This window comes from Sinomonas atrocyanea (assembly GCF_030812675.1).
Taxonomy (GTDB): Bacteria; Actinomycetota; Actinomycetes; order Actinomycetales; family Micrococcaceae; genus Sinomonas; species Sinomonas atrocyanea_B.
Genome location: NZ_JAUSTE010000012.1, coordinates 16,750 through 34,931 on the forward strand (window position 1 = coordinate 16,750; position 18,182 = coordinate 34,931).

The 18,182-nt window shown below is 70.1% G+C and carries 13 protein-coding genes and 2 tRNA genes; 8 read left to right on the forward strand and 7 right to left on the reverse strand.

The annotated features are described in order from the left end of the window. Positions 1-114: 114 nt before the first annotated feature. From J2W20_RS15455 to J2W20_RS15465, 3 genes are read right to left on the reverse strand one after another with little or no spacing between them, the layout of a single operon-like run. Entirely contained in the window at positions 115-1,296 is a 1,182-nt protein-coding gene (locus J2W20_RS15455) for a restriction endonuclease subunit S (protein WP_307007629.1), read from the reverse strand. Then, the gene (locus J2W20_RS15460) at positions 1,293-2,927 is read right to left on the reverse strand and encodes a class I SAM-dependent DNA methyltransferase (protein ID WP_307007630.1); all 1,635 of its coding nucleotides are present in this window, start codon (positions 2,925-2,927) and stop codon (positions 1,293-1,295) included. Before J2W20_RS15460 ends, J2W20_RS15455 begins: the two co-directional genes overlap by 4 nt. Further along, positions 2,927-4,933 (reverse strand): hypothetical protein, encoded by a 2,007-nt coding sequence (locus tag J2W20_RS15465; protein WP_307007632.1) that lies wholly within the window; start codon positions 4,931-4,933, stop codon positions 2,927-2,929. The genes J2W20_RS15460 and J2W20_RS15465 overlap by 1 nt, the downstream gene beginning before the upstream one ends. A 175-nt stretch (positions 4,934-5,108) precedes the next feature. Between J2W20_RS15465 and J2W20_RS15470 the strand changes: the two genes are divergently transcribed. The 3 genes from J2W20_RS15470 (at position 5,109) to J2W20_RS15480 (ending at position 7,850) form a co-directional block, all read left to right on the forward strand. After that, on the forward strand, positions 5,109-5,666 hold the full coding sequence (locus J2W20_RS15470; RefSeq protein WP_307007634.1) for a hypothetical protein: 558 nt from the start codon (positions 5,109-5,111) through the stop codon (positions 5,664-5,666). 77 nt (positions 5,667-5,743) lie between these two features. Then, on the forward strand, positions 5,744-6,358 hold the full coding sequence (locus tag J2W20_RS15475; RefSeq protein WP_307007636.1) for a hypothetical protein: 615 nt from the start codon (positions 5,744-5,746) through the stop codon (positions 6,356-6,358). A gap of 163 nt (positions 6,359-6,521) precedes the next feature. After that, positions 6,522-7,850: an HNH endonuclease gene (locus J2W20_RS15480; protein WP_307007637.1), complete on the forward strand. Its 1,329-nt coding sequence runs from the start codon at positions 6,522-6,524 to the stop codon at positions 7,848-7,850. 92 nt (positions 7,851-7,942) lie between these two features. Here J2W20_RS15480 and J2W20_RS15485 read toward each other — a convergent pair. Together J2W20_RS15485 and J2W20_RS15490 are read right to left on the reverse strand one after the other, a co-directional pair. Then, positions 7,943-8,026: transfer RNA gene (locus tag J2W20_RS15485), tRNA-Leu, on the reverse strand. 177 nt (positions 8,027-8,203) lie between these two features. Further along, positions 8,204-8,287 (reverse strand) — tRNA-Leu (locus J2W20_RS15490). Between the two features lie 167 nt (positions 8,288-8,454). On the opposite strand from J2W20_RS15490, the gene J2W20_RS15495 reads away from it, so the two are divergent. After that, positions 8,455-9,777, forward strand: coding sequence for a M20/M25/M40 family metallo-hydrolase (locus tag J2W20_RS15495; protein ID WP_307007639.1), 1,323 nt, complete (start codon positions 8,455-8,457; stop codon positions 9,775-9,777). A gap of 61 nt (positions 9,778-9,838) precedes the next feature. Next, positions 9,839-10,999, forward strand: coding sequence for an acyl-CoA dehydrogenase family protein (locus tag J2W20_RS15500; RefSeq protein ID WP_307007641.1), 1,161 nt, complete (start codon positions 9,839-9,841; stop codon positions 10,997-10,999). Positions 11,000-11,025: 26 nt separating this feature from the next. Here the strand turns inward: J2W20_RS15500 and J2W20_RS15505 are convergent, their stop codons facing one another. Continuing rightward, complete coding sequence (locus J2W20_RS15505) at positions 11,026-12,321, reverse strand: helix-turn-helix domain-containing protein (RefSeq protein ID WP_307007642.1); 1,296 nt, start codon at positions 12,319-12,321, stop codon at positions 11,026-11,028. A gap of 384 nt (positions 12,322-12,705) precedes the next feature. On the opposite strand from J2W20_RS15505, the gene J2W20_RS15510 reads away from it, so the two are divergent. Both J2W20_RS15510 and J2W20_RS15515 read left to right on the forward strand, forming a co-directional pair. Then, positions 12,706-15,105 carry a bifunctional polysaccharide deacetylase/glycosyltransferase family 2 protein gene (locus J2W20_RS15510; RefSeq protein ID WP_307007644.1) on the forward strand — a complete coding sequence of 800 codons (2,400 nt, stop codon included), beginning with the start codon at positions 12,706-12,708 and terminating at the stop codon, positions 15,103-15,105. 3 nt (positions 15,106-15,108) lie between these two features. Beyond that, a complete protein-coding gene (locus tag J2W20_RS15515; RefSeq protein WP_307007646.1) occupies positions 15,109-16,302 on the forward strand; it encodes a chitinase in 1,194 nt (397 codons plus the stop codon). A 124-nt stretch (positions 16,303-16,426) separates the two neighbouring features. On the opposite strand, the gene J2W20_RS15520 is transcribed toward J2W20_RS15515, so the two are convergent. After that, positions 16,427-17,167 (reverse strand): AfsR/SARP family transcriptional regulator, encoded by a 741-nt coding sequence (locus tag J2W20_RS15520; RefSeq protein ID WP_307007647.1) that lies wholly within the window; start codon positions 17,165-17,167, stop codon positions 16,427-16,429. 332 nt (positions 17,168-17,499) lie between these two features. Between J2W20_RS15520 and J2W20_RS15525 the strand changes: the two genes are divergently transcribed. Then, complete coding sequence (locus J2W20_RS15525; protein WP_307007649.1) at positions 17,500-18,171, forward strand: hypothetical protein; 672 nt, start codon at positions 17,500-17,502, stop codon at positions 18,169-18,171. Positions 18,172-18,182 lie beyond the last annotated feature (11 nt).

An 18,182-nucleotide genomic window follows, 5' to 3' on the forward strand; every position in this document is an offset into this window, starting at 1 on the left:
CGCGTTGCAACATTGGTCTTGAGGACGACGGCGGGCGGCCGCCGCTGCGTATTCGCGGACTTGCGCTGTGGTCGCCACGGCGGCCTCCCTTCGTCTACCTCGTTCCACTTGTCGTCACACTGCTGCACCAACGACCTTCTCGGCATCCTTGACCCGCAGCTTGCCGGACATAAGCTGGGGGAGGAGGGCGTCGCGCGTGGCGGCGAGAGCCCGCGATTCGCTCAGAGTCGCGTGCATTGACGCCCGTAGGGTGCCAACTTCCTCGTTGAACTTTTGGAGCAGGCCGATTTCGGGAAGATTCAGCGCGGTGTTGACTATAACCTTGGCATTCATGTTCTTCTGTACAGAGCCCTGCATGGCGCCTTCTGCATAATTCCTGTAGGCCCCGGAGCAGAGGAAGTGATAAATGAACAATGAATGTGCTGGGTTGAGCGCCTGGAGTCTCACAAGATATGACGCAAATGCCGCCGGTGGTGTCCCCGCATCGATATAAGCTGCCTTGCCAGGGTCAGCCATTCTCGCGACGACAATATCTCCGGCTGAGAGAAGATACTTGCTGATGTCGTTCTGATCGGTCGTGAATCCAGGGACATTCGACCAGTCGATCCAGGGCTGCTTGTTTATATCCATGACTCTGAGGAATCGTGGGCCGTCCTGATCGCTCGCCGAAGCCGTCAAGCCGTATTGGGTCGTCACGGCTTCGCTGAGGTGAACTCGTTGGGTGGGTGATCCAGCAAGTGTTGAATAGAGGGTCTGGGAAAGCTTGGCATGGACTGCGACCAGCTTGGTGTTGGCGGCGATCTTGTCGTCGAGGGCACCCAGAACCTCCGCGATGGCCTGCTGCTGGGCGAGTTCGGGCAGCTCGATCCCGAGAGCACGCACGTCGGCGACGTTGAGATGAGCGACAGTTGAACCGGCGCCCAGCGACAGGATTCGATCTTGCTGGACTGGCGAACTCAACCAGTAGAAGAGAAAGTCAGGGGATGCAAAGAGCGGATCAACTCGTAAGAGCACGGTGCGCTGTCCGGGCGCTACGTTCTCCTCAGGAGGTATGCGCACGACTGGACCGACTGGGGCCTCACGCGCAAACAGGAGGTCGCCGGCCTTCGGCGTCAAACGCCGTGTCCATGCACTGTATGTTTCCGCTGAAATTCGGCGCGCCTCCGAATAGTTGATTACGTTCCCCCGCATCGCCGGGGTTCCCACAGCGAAGTAGGCGCCTGACTCATCGATGGGTGCGGTCTTATGTTCGCAGTCGACGATGTGAGAGCAGATCGCGGCAAGGGTTGCCTTCATGACACCCTCCCCAGCTGCTCCCGCACCAGGGCGGCGAGGCGCTCAGACTCGGCGAACTGCGCAAACAGCTCCGCCTTGAGGCGAGCGATCTTCTCCTCGATCGGTTCCCCATCATCCTCGACCTCGGCCGCGCCGACGTACCTACCAGGAGTCAGCGCATAGTCGGCAGCCTTGATCTCCGCCAAGGACGCCGAGTAGCAGAAGCCGGGGACGTCTTCGTATGGTTTCGACTCCGCTTCGCTCCGCTCAACCACCGTTTTGCCGCGCCACGCGTGGTACGCCCCCGCGATCTTCGCGATGTCCTCGTCGGAGAGCGCCCGCTCGGCGCGGTCCACCATGTGCCCCAGGTTCCGGGCGTCGATGAACAGCACTTGCCCGCGCCGGTCCACGGACCCTTGCGCCCCGGCCGACTTGTCCTTCGCAAAGAACCACACGCACACCGGGATGCCGGTGGAGCGGAACAGCTGCGTGGGCAGCGCGACCATGCAGGAGACCAGGTCCGCCTCGACGAGCTGCGCCCGGATGTCGCCCTCGCCGCCGGAGTTAGAGGACATCGACCCGTTCGCCATGACCACGCCCGCGGACCCGCCCGGGGCGAGCTTGGAGAGGATGTGCTGGATCCAGGCGTAGTTCGCGTTCCCGGCCGGCGGCACGCCGTACTTCCACCGCGGGTCGGACTCGTTGCGCGCCCAGTCCTTGATGTTGAACGGCGGGTTGGCCATGACGAAGTCGGCCATCATGTCCGGGTGCTGGTCGCGGGCGAACGTGTCGCCCCAGCGCGAGGCCAGGTTGCCGTTGAGCCCGTGGATCGCGAGGTTCATCTTCGCCATCCGCCACGTGCGCTCGTTGAGCTCCTGCCCATACACGGAGATCGCGGTGCGGTCGCGGTGGTGCGCCTCGAGGAACTTCTCCGCCTGCACGAACATGCCGCCCGAGCCGCAGCACGGGTCGTACACGCGCCCGTGGTCAGGCTCGAGCACCTCGACGAGCACGCGCACCACGCCGGCGGGCGTGTAGAACTCGCCGCCCCGCTTGCCCTCCGCGCGGGCGAACTTCTCGAGGAAGTACTCGTACACCTCGCCCAGCAGGTCGCGGGCCTTCTTCGCCCCGGCGCCGGCGAACGAGAGGTTCCGCGCGTTGAAGAGGTCGATCAGCTCGCCCAGGCGCTTCTGGTCCACGTTGTCGCGGTTGTAGATGCGTGGGAGCGTGCCCTGCAGCGACTCGTTGGACGCCATGAGCTTGTCCATCGCCTCGTCCACGAGCTGCCCGACCGACTTGGCCGGCTCGCCGTCCTGCGCCGGCAGCCCCTTCGCGTGCTCGGCCAGGTACTCCCAGCGGGCGTGCCACGGCACCCAGAACACGCCGTTGCCCGTGTACTCGTCCACGTCATCGGTGAACTGGCCGAGCTGGTCCTCGCCGATCCCGTCCGCGAGCAGCTCCGCCTCGATCTGCGCCCGTCGCTCGGCGTACGCGTCCGAGACGTACTTGAGGAACACGAGCCCCAGGATCACGTCCTTGTACTGCGACGCGTCCATGGAGCCGCGCAGCTTGTCCGCGGCCTTCCACAGCGTGTCCTTGAGCTCCTTCATGGTCGACGGCGCGGCGTCCACCTTCGCTTTGCGCGGGGGCATCAGCGTCCTTCCTCTCGTGCGGGTTCTGTTGGTTCTAGGGCGAGCGCGCCGGAAGCGACGGCATCCGCCAGTAGTCTGTTCAGCTCGGCGAGCCTTTCGAGGCGCACCCTCGCCGCGGCCTGTTCGCGCACGACGGCGCCCATCGCCTCCGCGAGCGGGCCCCGTTGGGCTTCGGGGAGCCGCCGGGCGCGCCACTGCTTCCAGTGGCGGTCGCCGGCCGGGCGGGCGTTGATATCGGCGGCGAGGAGCGCGGGGGAGAGGCCGCCGGGATCGGCCTGGCTGATCCGGAGGATCCGCGCGGGGTAGGGCACGGCTGAGGCCCCTTCCTCGTCCACGACGGCGGCCGGCCGCGGGCTCGTGCAGAAGACGACGTCGCCGGGCTCGGTCAGGCGCGCGCTCGGGTGGAGCGCCGTGAACTCGAGCAGGTCCACTGTGCGGCGGATCGCCGTCGGGTCCATCAGCTCGCGCACGCCCAGCAGCCGGGTGCCGTCTCCCGCGGAGGAGGCCTCGCCGCTGTCCATCCTGGTCCCCGGCAGGCAGGCGAGGTTCCCCGCAGCTATGAGGCGCTCGATGGACTCGGCCGGGAGGGGCGTGTGGGCGCCCGGAGACAGCGTGTGGCCCAGGAGTTCACGTGCGTCGGTGCCGAGCGCGTCGAGGAGCGCGTCGAGGTGCAGCTCGAGCTCCGCGGGGCGGCTGCTGGGCTTCGCGGGCTGGCCGGCGAGCTGAACCAGGGAGCCGCGGGTTGCGAGGAGGGTGCGCGTGTAGGTGATGCGCGCGAAGCGGTACGAGTGCGTCCAGATGGAGTCTTGGTCGAGGAGGGACGCGGCGATGTCCCCCACCAGGTCCTCGCGGACGGCCCGCGTGAGCTGGTGGCCGGTGAGGTCGGCGACCATGGTCCACCGGTCGGAGAGCTCCACGTCGGCGTGGGCAGGTCCTAGGATCCAGAGCGCCTGTGCCTCGCGCGGCCTCGATGGCAGCGCGCCCTCGGGCAGCCGGACGACGGCGCGGACACGCCCGCCGCGGAGGAGGTCGGCGCGGAGGGCCTCAGCCGCCTTGTCCGAGAGCGGGTCGGTCAGCGCCCGCGCGGGGGCGAGGACAACCGCGCGCTGGCGGTCGTCCATCTGCAGCGCGATGTTCTCGACGCGGCCCAGGGTCTGCTCCTGGCCACTCCCGACGAGGTGCGCCACCAGGACCGCGGCGCCGGTGACTGCAAAGTGCCCCTCGGAGTCGACCGCGAGCGCCTCCGGCTGCGTGCCGTGGACGAGCAGGCGGCGACGTGCCCCGCGGCAGGAGGGCCCGCCGTCGTCCGCGAGTAGGATGCGAGGCTCGGCGCCTTCGGGGAGCGCGCGCAGCACAGCGAGGGTGAGCTCGCTGCAACCCGGGACGGGGTCGGCGAGGGCTGCTTCTGGGATAAGGCCCCGCAGGAGTTCCGCGCCGGCGGACCCGATGAGGGCTATCGCCTCAGGGCTGGGAAGGGAGGTGCGCTCGAGGTGGGCCGCCGTGAGCTGTTCGAAGGCGGCCGCAGGGTTGTACGCGGCGTTGATGAGCCTGCGGGTGTAGCGGGCGGCCGTGGAGAGCTCGTCGCCCAGATCGTTCAGCTCGGTCCAGAGGCAGGAATCCTCTGGATCGGCGTCGTCGGCCTCGTCGAGGAGTCCGTCCGAGGAGAGCGTGTCGAGCGGGCTGTCGACGAGCCGCGCGAGTGCGAGGAGGGCTTCGAGTCCTGCGGCAATCCGGGGGCTGCCGTGGTCCAGGGCGCTGCGGATGCTGAAGGCATCGGCGTCGGCCAGGGCTTCCGGGTTGTTGCCGCGGCGCGTGGCCTCGAGCCATTCGCCGATCTCGCTTGCATCGAAGAGCTCCTGGTTGGCGCGGGTACCCCGGGCGGCGGGGAACGGGTGGTCCGTGCCGGCGGCGCGGGTGCGCCATACCGAGACGACGGGGCGCTTCACCCGTGCGAGGCGGGCCACGTCGGGGAGGGTCAGCAGTGGCGCGTCGAGATGCTGCGACATCGGGTCCCCCTCCCATGTGGTGCGCCGCGGGTGCGGTACTGAGACGAGCTTATGTGCTGGTCCGACAATTTCCGGACGCGGTGCGATAAGAGGGGTTATCAGGAGTTCTACGTCAATGCGGATCCCGGGTCTCCTAGCGTCTGGCTTAGCACCACAGCGCACCGAAGGAGCACCGATGAGCCTCAGCCCAGACGACCACGCGGCCCTGCCGCAGCCCGGCGGTCAGACTGCCCCCACCGACGAGCATCCTGTGCCGCCGGCCGCCGGCAATGCCGCCCCATCCTACTCGTCCACGGCACAGGCCGAACGCGAGGACGCAGCGCCGCGTCGCCGGCTCCGTCCCTGGATGCTGCCCGCAGCCGGCGCGCTGGGATGCGTCGTCATCGGAGGGCTCCTTGGCTTCGGTCTCGCAAAGGTTGAGTGGCCCACGGGGTCGCCGTTCCCTGGCGCGCTCAAGGCGTGCGATGTCGCCGACAGCACCTACTTCCGCTTGGGCGACATAGATGCGTCGCTGACCATCCAGTCCGAAGGCAAGGAGGAGGTCGGCGCGGACTACGCCAAGGTCGCCTGCGTCCTGCAGCAGCTCGAGGTGCCGGACTCGGTCGTGACCCGCATGGACACGACCCGCGCTCTCGACGGCCGGCAATCGGCGCACTGGAAGGACCTCGAAGCGTCGTGGACCTACCACCCGGACAACGGCATGAACCTCCTGGTCGAGCTCGCCTCGCACTAGCCGCAGACTCCCGGCCCGGGTGCATTGGGGGCATCCGGGCCGGGTCCACCTTCCCCAACATCACTCAAGGAGAAGCCATGAAGAAGACCATCGCCGCCACCGTGACCGGGCTCGCGCTCGCAGGTGTACTTTCGGCGTGCGGGACCACTGCTGCCGGCGCGCCGACTTCGACGCCGTCGGTGGCACCGGCGGCCGCTGGAGGGAGCGCCCAGGCCGCGCCGACGTCGTCGTCCGCCGCAGACGGCGCGAAGAGCAGCCGCGGCAACCTCGTCAAGAAGGTCGGCGAGCCGGCGAGCGAAACGTACAACGGGGAGACGATCGCCACGTTCGTGGCGAAGTCCATCAAGGTGGTGCCGTCCTGCCCGGGCCAGTACGCTTCGGCGCCCAAGAACGGGCAGATCGTGGTGGCGACCTTCGACGTCGAAACCACTGCGGCGCTGTCGAAGACCATCTCGAAGGACTTCTCCCTCAACATGTTCGGGTGGAAGGCCATCGCGGGGAATGGGACCACCGTGAACGGGAACATCGTGCCGATCATGTGCCTCGACAGTGCTGAGGAGCTGCCCCACGCGATCGGGCCGGGGGAGAAGGCCACGGGCAAGATCGCATTCGACGTCCCTGCCGGAGCGGGAACGCTGGTCTACACCGAGCCCGGCGCGTCCGCAGGGTGGGAGTGGAGCTACGGCAAGTAGCCGTCCGAAGGCCGGCGGCGTCGCTCACGTGGGGAATGAGCGGCGCCGCCTTTCGGCGTGGCATTGGTCCTCCACAGGGCTGGGCGCGAGGAGGCCGGTTCGGTAGAATCGAAACTATATTCGAATAAACGGTGATGCCAGCAGCAGTTGGGAGGGCCGCAGGATGCGGCCGACCTCTCGCGGCTCATCGCTGACGTCCTCGTGGCCGTGGGGGAAGGCTGCCGCCTCGGCGAGCCAGGCCCGCTACAGCGTCCTGCTCGAGCAGCGCATCCGGGAGCCGCGTGCGGGTGGCGATGAGGCGGCATCTTGCTCGATCGAGTGGGGAGATGCAGAGGGCGGCGTACGGCCCGGAGTCGTCGATCCGTCGACCGAGGCGCGGCAGGCAATCGCGTTGGCCCGCGGCGAGTCACCCTCGCGGGGCGGTCGGCTCCTCGGGCTCGCCAAAGCCCTCGTTCACGAGATGCCGCACACCCTCAACGCGCTCGCGGCCGGCCACATCAACGAATGGCGCGCCACACTGGTGGCCCGCGAGACCGCCTGCCTCGAGGCCGAGGACCGTGCCCGCGTCGACGAGGCGCTCGTACCCGCCTACGCGCGGGGTGGTGTCGGCGACCGCCAGCTCGCCGCCGAAGCGCGGGCCCACGCGAAGCGGCTCGATCCTGCGGCCGCAGTGAAGCGGGCACGACGGGCTGTCGCGCAGCGACGAGTCTGGCTCAAGGCCGCCCCGGATTCCATGGCGGTGCTGTCCTGCCTGCTTCCCGCTGCCCAGGCGGTGGCCGCCTACAAGGCCCTGTGCGCCGCCGCTGATTCTGCCCGGACCTCTTGCACTCAGGCGCCGGGCGGCGGCCCGCGCACCCCGCGGGATGGCGACGGCCGCACCAAGGACCAGGCCATGGCGGACACGCTCGTCGAACGGCTCACCGGGCAGGGCAGCGCCGGGAACATCCGGATCGCTGTGAACCTCGTGATGTCAGACGCCGCCCTGATCGGCGGAACACCGGAACCCGCCGCGCTCGCGGGCTATGGAGTCCTGCCGGCCCAGATCGCCCGGGACCTCGTCCTCGCCTCCCCGGACGCGACGCTCCGTCGTGTCTACGCGTCACCCGCCACTGGATCGATGACGGCCCTGGAACCGAGGTCCCGGGCGTTCCCGGCCGGGCTCAAAGACTTCATTGCCCTGCGGGACCACACCTGCCGGAACCCCTGGTGCGATGCCCCGATCCGCCATCACGACCACGTCATCCCGGCGGCACGAGGCGGCCCCACCAGCGCCGTCAACGGACAGGGCCTGTGCGAACGCTGCAATCAGGCGAAGGAAGCACCCGGCTGGGGACACGCGACCACGCCGGCGATCCGGCACACCCTCACGGTCGCCACGCCGACCGGCCACCGGTACAGATCGACCGCGCCCCCGCTGCCCGGGACGCGGGAGCTGATCGGCCACAGGGTCGAGTTCCCCGGCGGCGAGTACGTCTTCCACACGGCTGCGTGAGCGTTTCGCGTGCCGGCGCCGCGGATGGCGGGCCGGGGACTGCCGACGGGCAACGCAAAGGAGCCCCGGTCAGAAGACCGGGGCTCCGTCTGTGCGCGGAGGGGGACTTGAACCCCCACGCCCTATTCGGGCACTAGCACCTCAAGCTAGCGCGTCTGCCATTCCGCCACCCGCGCGGGCAGCCTCCGAAGACCTCGGAAACCACGGTTTCCGTCCTCGGCAGCGGTATATAACCATACACCATTCCAGTCCCCGCTGCGCACGCGGGGCCGAGCGGACAGGCCAGCGAGAGGGCGGCCAGACCGCCCGGACAGACGCAAGGAGCCCCGGTCAGAAGACCGGGGCTCCATCTGTGCGCGGAGGGGGACTTGAACCCCCACGCCCTATTCGGGCACTAGCACCTCAAGCTAGCGCGTCTGCCATTCCGCCACCCGCGCAGGCGGCAACCTCGGAAGCGAAGCGATCACTCGTTTCCCTCCCGGGCGGCGAGAAAGACTCTACACGATCCGCGTCCCAAGCCGAAATCGGCGCCCGCGGCGCCAGCGCACAGGGCCGCACGGGCGCGGGGCTAGGCTGGGGGCACCGGAGACGCCGAGGAGGACCCATGACCGACCATGCCGCCCAGGGCCAGGCCACCGCCGAGGACGAGGTGGTGGGGATCTGCCAGGACCTCATCCGCATCGACACCTCCAACTTCGGAGACGGCTCGGGGCCGGGGGAGCGGGCCGCGGCGGAGTACACCGCCGGCCTCCTCGCCGAGGTCGGGCTCGAGCCGGAGCTGTTCGAGTCCGCGCCCGGGCGGGCGAGCGTGGTGGTGCGCCTCGAGGGCACGGATCCGAGCGCCGGAGCCCTCGTGGTCCACGGCCACCTCGACGTGGTCCCCGCCCAGAAGGAGGACTGGAGCGTCGACCCCTTCGCGGCCGAGCTCAAGGACGGTCTCATCTGGGGCCGCGGCGCTGTGGACATGAAGGACATGGACGCCATGATCCTGTCGGTGGTCCGCGAGATGCAGCGCACCGGCACCCGGCCGCGCAGGGACCTCGTCATCGCCATGTTCGCCGACGAGGAGGCCGGCGGTGCCTACGGCGCGAGCTGGGCGGTCGACAATAGGCCCGAGCTGTTCGACGGCGCCACCGAGGCCATCAGCGAGGTGGGCGGCTTCTCGGCCCAGATCGGCGGCAAGCGGGCCTACCTCCTCCAGACCGCCGAGAAGGGCCTCGGCTGGCTGAGCCTCAAGGCCCAGGGCCGCGCCGGCCACGGATCGCAGGTCAACGACGACAACGCCGTGACGCGCCTGGCGCGGGCCGTGTCCCGCATCGGCGACTACACCTGGCCCATCGAGTTGACCGACACCACGCGGCGGTTCCTCGACGGCGTCACCGAGCTCACCGGGGTCGAGTTCGATCCCGAGAACCCCGAGATCCTCCTCAAGGAGCTCGGCACGGTGGCCCGGTTCGTCGGTGCCACTCTCCAGAACACCTCCAACCCGACCGTCCTCAAGGCCGGCTACAAGGACAACGTCATCCCCGGCACCGCCGAGGCCCGCGTCGACACCCGCACGCTCCCCGGCCAAGACGAACTCGTCCTGGCCAAGCTCAAGGAACTCGCAGGCGACGGCGTCGACTTCAGCTACATCCACCACGACGTCTCCCTCGAGACCCCGTTCGAGGGGCCCCTCGTCGACGCGATGGTCGGCGCCCTCGCCGCCGAGGACCCGGACGCGGTGGTGCTGCCGTACACGCTCTCCGGCGGAACCGACAACAAGTCCCTGAGCAGGCTCGGCATCACCGGCTACGGCTTCGCCCCGCTCCGGCTCCCGGCCGAGCTGGACTTCCCCGCCATGTTCCACGGTGTGGACGAGCGGGTCCCCGCGGACTCGCTGCAGTTCGGCGCGCGCGTGCTGCGCCGCCTGCTGACCACGTACTGACCGGGCCGAAGACCCCGCAACGGCCTGCCAGAGACCCCACAACGAGAGGAGGGGGAGCAGCGTGGCCCTTGACCCTGCCGCAGTGCTGGCCGACGGGCTCCTGGAGGAGATCCGTTCGCGCGCGCCCGGCTACGACGAGCGCAACGAGTTCTTCCAGGAGGACCTCGACGCCCTCGTCGCGGCCGCGTACCTGAAGGCCTTCGTCCCGGAGGGCGAGGGCGGGCTGGGAGCCGGGGTGGCCGACGTCGTCCGTCTCCAGCGGCGCCTCGCCCAGGCCGCGCCCGCCACGGCCCTCGCCGTCAACATGCACCTCGTATGGACCGGCGTGGCGAAGATGCTGGCGGACCGGGGGGACGCGAGCCTTGCCTTCGTCCTCGACGAGGCCGCCGCGGGGGAGGTGTTCGCCTTCGGCGTCTCGGAGGCCGGCAACGACGCCGTGCTCTTCGACTCCGTGACCGAGGCCGTCCCACAGCCCGATGGCGGCTACAGCTTCACGGGCACGAAGGTCTTCACGAGCCTCGCTCCGGCCTGGACCCGCATGGGGACGTTCGGCAAGGATACGACCGGGGAGGAACCTGCCCTCGTGTGGGGGTTCATCCGCCGCGACCGGCCAGGCTGGCGGCACCTCGACGACTGGAACACGCTCGGCATGCGCGCGAGCCAGTCACGCACCACGGTCCTGGAGGGCGCTGTGGCGCCGTCCGACCGGATCGTGCGCCGGCTGCCGGTGGGCCCGCACCCCGACCTGCTTGTGTTCGGCATCTTCGCGGTGTTCGAGACGCTGCTCGCGGCCGTGTACACCGGCATCGCCGAGCGCGCCCTGGACCTCGCGGTCGAGGCCGCCCACCGCCGCCGCTCGCACCGCAGCGGCGGCCGGCCCTACTCGCAGGACCCGGACATCCGGTGGCAGATTGCGGAGCTCGCCATGGCCGTCGACGCGATCGTCCCGCAGCTCGACGCCGTCGCCGCGGACCTGGACGCCGGGGCGGACCGGGGGAGCGCCTGGTTCCGGCACCTGAGCGGCCTCAAGCACCGTGCCACCCAGACCGCGAAGGCCGTGGTGGACGGCGCGATGCGCGTGGGCGGGGGCGGCGGCTACTTCCGCGGCCATGAGCTCGAACGGCTGTACCGGGACGTCCTCGCGGGCCTCTACCACCCCTCCGATCCCGAGTCGGCGCACTCGACCGTCGCGACGAACCTCCTGGGGCCGCTCGAGGATTAGCGGGCCGGGCACCTCCAGGGATCCGGCTATCCGGCTCTCACGGGCCCGACCGGGTCTGGAACGGCATGAGGAGCGTCGCCCTGTCCGTGCGCGGACTGCCGCAGCTCAAGGATCCGTTCCTTGGCCCGCTCGGCCTTGAGGGGGATGCCCGCGTACCTGAACTGCTCGTGCGCCTCCTCCAGGGCCCGCAGCGCCTCGTCGTCCTGGCCGAGGTCCTTCAGGCACTGGCCGTACAGGAGGCACGCCTCCGCCGTGACGTGCGGGCCGAGGAGGTTCCTCTCCCTGTGGATGCCCTGGAGGATCTGGGCCGACTGCGCCAGCTGCCCCGTCAGGTAGAGCCACCGGGCACGGACCAGCGCGGTTTCGAGCTGGTCGGCATCGCTGCCGCCCGCGATAGCAAGCGCCAGTTCGGCGCGCTCGATCGCCGTGATGGTGTCCGGGCCGAGGATGCCTCCATCGAGCCGCGCCGCCGCAGCACTCCTGTTGAAGCAGGCCCATAGCTCGATGTCCTCGAGGGCCAGCAGGAACTGGGCGGCCCGCTCGTGGTGCCGCGCACCCTCGGCCTCGTCTGACCGCACGAAGGCAACCTTCCCGATGACCCACTCCGCCCGGCAGACCAGGCGGTCCATGGCGGCCTTCGCCACGAGCGCACCGAGGTTCGCGCACCACTCCCACGCAGCCTCGGTCCTGCCGCTGTCCGCGAGCGCGTGGATGAGCGTGCACAGCGACGCGACGCGGGTCGCGGAGCGGCCCGGGAGGCCCTCGGAGAGCTCGGTGGCGCGGTGGGCGTGCTCGACCGCGGCCTCGAGCCGCCCGTGGCGGTGGCAGATCTCGGCGTAGAGCTGGTGGGCCCGGGCCTCGAGCTCCCGGTCGCCGGCGAGCGCGGAGTGCTCGAGCAGGTCGCGCGCGGTACGGAGGGACCTCGTGAGCCGGCCCTCCCGCATGAGGCATTCGGCCTGGATGAAGGTCATCTCCCACCAGCCGGACGTGTCCGACCCTTCCTCGGCCAGACGCGCGGCAATCGCGGCGTGGGACGAGGCCCGCGCGTACTCGCGGACGTCGCAGGCCGCCTGCGCGCACAGGCTCGAGAAGACGTACTCGGCCTCCCCGACCATGGGCGGCCCGCTCCACCACGGCATGGCGTGGGGTGCGCTGGCCAGCCGCCCCGCGAGCTCCTGGATCGCCTGCGCCGAGGGCTCGAGGCGCCCGGTCTCCAGCATCGAGATGTAGCTCGGCTCGTAGGCGCCTTCGCCCAACTGCGCCTGGGTGAGTCCGCGCCGGAGGCGTTCGGCCCGGAGCATCCTTCCGAATTCGATCCCCATCAGCTGTACCTCTTCTGAGACAGGGTGCTCCGAGGGCACCGGGCACGAGAGCGGGGCCGGCGGTTCCGCTCCCGCCCTGCCTCCGCGATGGCTCCTCCCGGGACGTCTCGACGACGGGCCATTCCCGGTCCCCCTGCCATCGCAGACGAGTGAATCCCAGCACCCGTTGCGCCCGCGTTATCGGCCGCCGGCGCCGAGCGGGCGCCCCCGCCCCGAGCGATAACGGCGACGCAACGGCCCTCCCGCTCTACTCCTTCTACGGAGCCAAAAGCTCACCGGGCCACCAGGGAGACCGGACAGCCAGTTCACTCCGGCGCGTGCAGTGCACGAGCCGAGGGCCCTCCCCAATCCAACCGCGCTGCCTTACTTCTTGGGGGTTCCTCCATGAGACGTCCGCAACCCGGCGCAGGGAAGCCCGTCTTCTTCGACCCGAGCGGAAACCGGTGGTCGCGGGTGCTCGGCACCCTCGTTACGGTGCTCATCGTCCTGACCGTGCCGCTCGTGTGGATCCTGCCCAGTGCCACGGCTCCGCTGTGGGCCGTCTCCCAGAACGGCGACCCGTCGTATCCCCGCCAGCTGCTGGCCAAGGACGATGTCGAGGACATGCCGGTCGTCGGGGACGAGAACGGGATCTTCCAGAGGATCGAGCTCACCGTGCGCCAGGGCCGGAACGTCTACCTCAAGGACCCCTTCAGCAACACCATCTTCCGGCAGGCGACTCCGGACGAGGCCAGGACCATCGGCGACCACCCGTACGTCATCGACAACTGGGGGGTCCCCGACGACAAGCAGCTGATCCTCACGTTCGACGACGGCCCGGACCCGCGGAACACGCCGGCTCTCCTGGACCTGCTGTCCAAGGAGAAGGTGCCGGCGACCTTCTTCAACGTGGGCTACGAGATGTCTGCCTTCCCTGAGCTCGTCCAGCGGGAGGTCCGAGAGGGCCACATGGTCGGGAACCACACCCTCACCCACGCGAGCTTCACCAACAACCCCGACGTCATCAACCGCGAGGAGCTGATCGGCAACGACCACCTCATCCGGGGCCTCACCGGCTACGCGTCGCGCATGTTCCGCCTCCCCGAGGGCAACCCCCAGGGCAACCCCGTCGGTGTCCTCGAGGCCCAGCAGCTCGGCTACATCCACGTGGACTTCGACCTCGACACCGAGGACTGGTCGTACCCGCCGGGCGTGCCCGTCCCCACGCCGGAGCTGGACGGCAGGGGCCACGTGGTCCTCATGCATGACGGCGGCGGAGACCGGACGGCCACCGTCCACATGCTCCAGGACTTCATCACCAAGGCCAAGGCCGAGGGCTACACCTTCACGACGCTGGCACCTCTGCTGACCCCCCAGGAGCTGCCGCAGAAGATCACTCCCAACGCCGATGACCTGACAACGGTGGCGGTCGGCGCATCGCTGACCCTCGTCCCGGACATCGTCATCTCGTGGCTGTTCTGGTTCGGGATCGGGTCGCTGACCCTCATGTCCGTCCTGTACGTCATCCTCGCCCTCATCTCCAACGGCCGGCAGCACCGGAAGCGCTGGGAGGCGATCCCCGAGGCGCAGCTGCCCTTCGTCAGTGTGATCCTCCCGGTCTTCAACGAGGAAGCCGTGGTCACCAAGACCCTCGATGCGCTCCGGGCCAGCGACTACCCGGCCTTCGAGGTCGTGGCGGTGAACGACGGATCGACCGACCGCACGCTGGCCATCCTGCGGGAGTATGCCCGCTCCTGGCCGCAGCTGCGGGTGGTGGACCAGCCGAACGGCGGCAAGTCCGCAGCGAGCAACAACGGGATCGCCCACTCCCGCGGCGAGGTCATCGTCACGCTCGACGGCGACACGATCTTCGAGCCGCAGACGATCAGGATGTTCGCCCGGCACTTCCTGGACCCGTCACACAAGAAGCCGCTCGGCGCCGTGGCAGGCCACGTGAAGGTCGGCAACCGGCACAACATCGTCACGGCCTGGCAGGCCCTCGAGTACATCTCCGGCATCTGCGTCACGAGGATGGCCGAGGGCGCCGTCGGCGCGATCTCCATCGTGCCCGGGGCCTGCGCCGCCTGGCGGCGGGAGGCCCTGGTCCGCGCCGGCGGCTACTCCCACGACACCCTGGCCGAGGACTCGGATCTCACCCTCACCATCCAGAGCCTGGGCTACAGCATCGTCCAGGAGAACAAGGCGGTGGCCTGGACGGAGGCCCCCATGACCCTCAAGGGCCTCGCCAAGCAGCGCCTGCGCTGGACCTACGGCAACATCCAGGCGCTGTACAAGCACCGGCGCATGCTGTTCAACCCCCGCTACGGGGTCCTCGGACTCGTGAGCATGCCCTACGCGCTGATCTCGGTGCTCATCCCGCTGGTCTTCATGCCGATGACCTTCGTGGTCGCCGGCCTCATCCTGGCCCAGGGCCAGTGGGCGCCGATCGCGATCTTCGCCGCCTTCGTGGCCGGTGCGCACCTCATCATCTCCACCGTGGCCGTGGTCATGGTCCGCGAGAGCCCGCGCCACCTCCTGATGGTGCCGCTCTATCGGCTCATCTACGAGCCGCTGCGGGCCTACGTGCTCTACGGGTCCCTCGTGCACGCCGCACGCGGGCGCATGGTGGGCTGGTACCGCCCCGAGCGGACCAACAGTGTGGCGGTCCCCTCGGCCGCGACCCAGACCGTCCAGGCACCGGCGCGCGAGAAGCCGCGCCCGGGCAAGCCTGCTGTCGTTCCCGTGCTCTCCACAGAAGCAAGCCCTGCCCGCGCTGTCCAAGGACCACCGGTGAGCACGGGCTGACCCATGGCCCCTCCGTCCTCACAGCGCAGAACCCCCTTCCAGCTGCTCAGGCTGGGACCTCTGGCCGCCGCCGTGGCGCTGGGCGCGGCGCTCGCAGCCTGCTCGGCCGGCGCTGCCGGCGGCCCCGGCAGCCAGCCGTCGGACGGCCAGGCATCGGGGAGCCCGGCACCGCCCACCGACTCCGCGTCGCCCTCGCCCTCCTCGTCCACCCACGGCAGCGCGCCGTGGTTCGGCGGCTATGCCGACGTGACCCTGAAGCCGCTCTACCCCTTCGACGACACCACCTCGGACGGCAGGGCCGTCCTCGCCTTCGTCATCGCGGAGCCGGGCAACCCGTGCGAGCCGTCGTGGGGCGGCCAGTACTCGTTGGACAAGGCAGCGGCCGAGCTGGACCTCGACCAGCGCGTGAGCCGGCTGCGGCAGAAGGGGCACGGGGTGGCGCTCTCCTTCGGGGGGGCCGCGGGCGAAGAGCTGGCGAGGGCCTGCCCGGACGCGCGGGCGCTCGCCCAGGCCTACAGGAAGGTGATCGACCGGTACGCCCCCGATGTCCTCGACTTCGACATCGAGGCCAAGAACCTCTCCGATGTCGGGGCAACCGAACGGCGTGCCCAGGCCCTCCGCCAGGTCGCAGGGGAGGTGGGCGCGGCCCGCATGCCCCAGGTGTGGCTCACGCTGCCCGTCACGGCCCAGGGGCTGACCGCTGAAGCGTCCGCCGTCGTCCTCCAGACGCTCCGCGGAGGCGTCGACGTGGCGGGCGTGAACATCATGACCATGGACTACGAGGGCCCCGCGTCGGGCCAGAAGATGCTGGCGACCTCGATCCAGGCCGCCACGAGCACGCACGGGCAGCTCGTGCAGCTGTTCGGGCTGGGGCGCGGCCAGGAGGCTGCCGCGTGGAAGAAGCTCGGCCTCACCCCGATGATCGGAGTCAACGACGTCCTGGGGGAGACGTTCGACCTCCAGGCAGCCCAGGGCCTGAACAAGTTCATCCACGACCACGGAATCGCCCGCCTGTCCATGTGGTCCCTCAACCGGGACCGCCCCTGCTCCCCGGGAGAGAGCCAGAGGCAGGACGGCACCGGCGAGCCCGAGGCCGCGGACACCTGCAGCGGCGTGGGCCATGCCCGCGGCGCCTTCGCGGCGGCGCTCTCCTCCGGCCTCCTGCCCTCCGCGCCGGCGGCTGCCGCGTCCTCCTGACAGCCTCCGGCGGCATTCCGGCGCCGGAGGCGTCAAGAAGCACGACGACGGCCGGCGCCCTCCGCGGGGAAGGCGCCGGCCGTCGTCGTGCTTCAGAGGCGGCCCTCAGCGTTCGGTACGGCACTCACCGTTCGGTCCGGGAGGCCGCTGCCCTCGCAGCCCATCCGGCCTGGGGGCGCGCGGCGGCTGGGCCGCGGTTGACGACCTGCCGCTCGGCCGGGGCCACCCCCATCTCGGTCCACAGCCTGCGCCGGAACTCGAGCAGGGTGCGCTGGGCGTCCGCACGGCTTCCACTGTCGGTCTGCGCCCGGCTGATGAGCTTGTGCGCCGACTCGCGCAGCGGCTCGAGCGCGGCCGCATAGCGGGCGGCCGAGATCGCGGCCTCGTAGTTGCCCGTCGCGAGATGGTTCCGGGCGATCGCCTCGAGCGCCAGCACGCGCAGTCCGCGGAGGCGCTCCTGTTCGTACATGACCCAGTCGTCGTACCACCCCGGCAGCAGCTCGGAGCCGAAGAGGAAGTCCTCGGCGCCCGGCCCCGGCAGGCCGCCGGCGAGCGCCTTCTGGGCCACCCAGCGCAGCCGGTCGAGATCGACGATGATGCCGTCGGCAAGCCGGAGCGGGTCCAGGCTGCGGTCCAGCAGGTCCGGCAGCTGGTGGCGGAGCTTGAAGACGGAGGACCTGAGATTGCCGGCGGCCTGGTGCTCGCTGCTCTCCGGCCACAGGAGCCCCGCGAGATAGCTGCGGGGACGGCTGCCCATGAGGGCCAGCGAGGCGACGAGCCGCTGCTGGCGCCTGCCGATCGGCAGCGGAGTGCCGTCCCTGAGCAGCTCCCAGGACCCCAAGAGATGCAGTTCCCAAGCCACCATGGATGCTCGACCCCCTTCGCCGACTAGCACGGGAGCCGGGGCGGCCGGTGCCGTCCCGGGCTCGTCGGGCCCTCCGTCTCCCGCATCACATCCGTGTGTGAAACTCGGGGCCCGGCTCCAGTAGACAACCCCCGCTCCGCCGCGGTCACGAGTGGTGTCCACGCGAATGGGCGGGGGCGTCCGGGCGGCCACTACTCGAACGGTACGCACCCGCGCGCGGCCGACTACTCGGGCTGAATCTGCCGGCAGAAGGGCTGCGAAAGGCCCTTGACCTCGTCCCGGAAGGGCGCGCACTATCTGTCCACCGGACGCCAGTTCCAGGGAGGTCTGCCATGGGGAAGCGCCGCTCCCGCACGGTATCCAACGCGCCGCCCTCCCCCCTGCGCGCCGGCCTGCTGGCCGCTGCGCTCGCGGCCTCCCTCGGCCTCGCCGCGTGCGGAACGCCGCAGCCGCTCCCGACGGGGCCCGGCGCAGAGGGCGCCGCGGGGCCGACCCCCACTCTGGCGCCCGTGCCGAGCGAGACAGCGACCACCGTCCCCGCCGCCGTCGGGCCGCTCACCGATCCGTCGCAGTTCCAGAGCGCGCCGGCGCGTGCGGTCGCGATCCTGAAGACGAGCGCGAACTGGTACAGGGACCGGTTCGACCAGGGGCACCAGTACCTGCTGGCCCACGACACGGACAGGTTCGAGCTGTGGTGGAACATCATGGACCAGGGCGGGCTCGTCTCCACCGCCCAGACAGCGTTCGGTGACGCCGCCGACGTCTACGGGGGCAACGAGCCGCAGCCGGTGGACGACTGGAGCGTGATCATGGGCGACCAAGGCGAGCTCCAGGCCGCCGCGACGGCGTGGCACACGAGCCAGACGGAAGCCGACTACGCCCGAGTGCTCGCGGCCCTCGACCACGCGGACCGGACGATCGATGCGCTCGCGCCCGGCATCACGATCCCGCGCTCCCACGGGAAGATCGCGGTGCCGCTGCCCTACGTCGCCCCGCATTCGTGACAGCCCGCGCA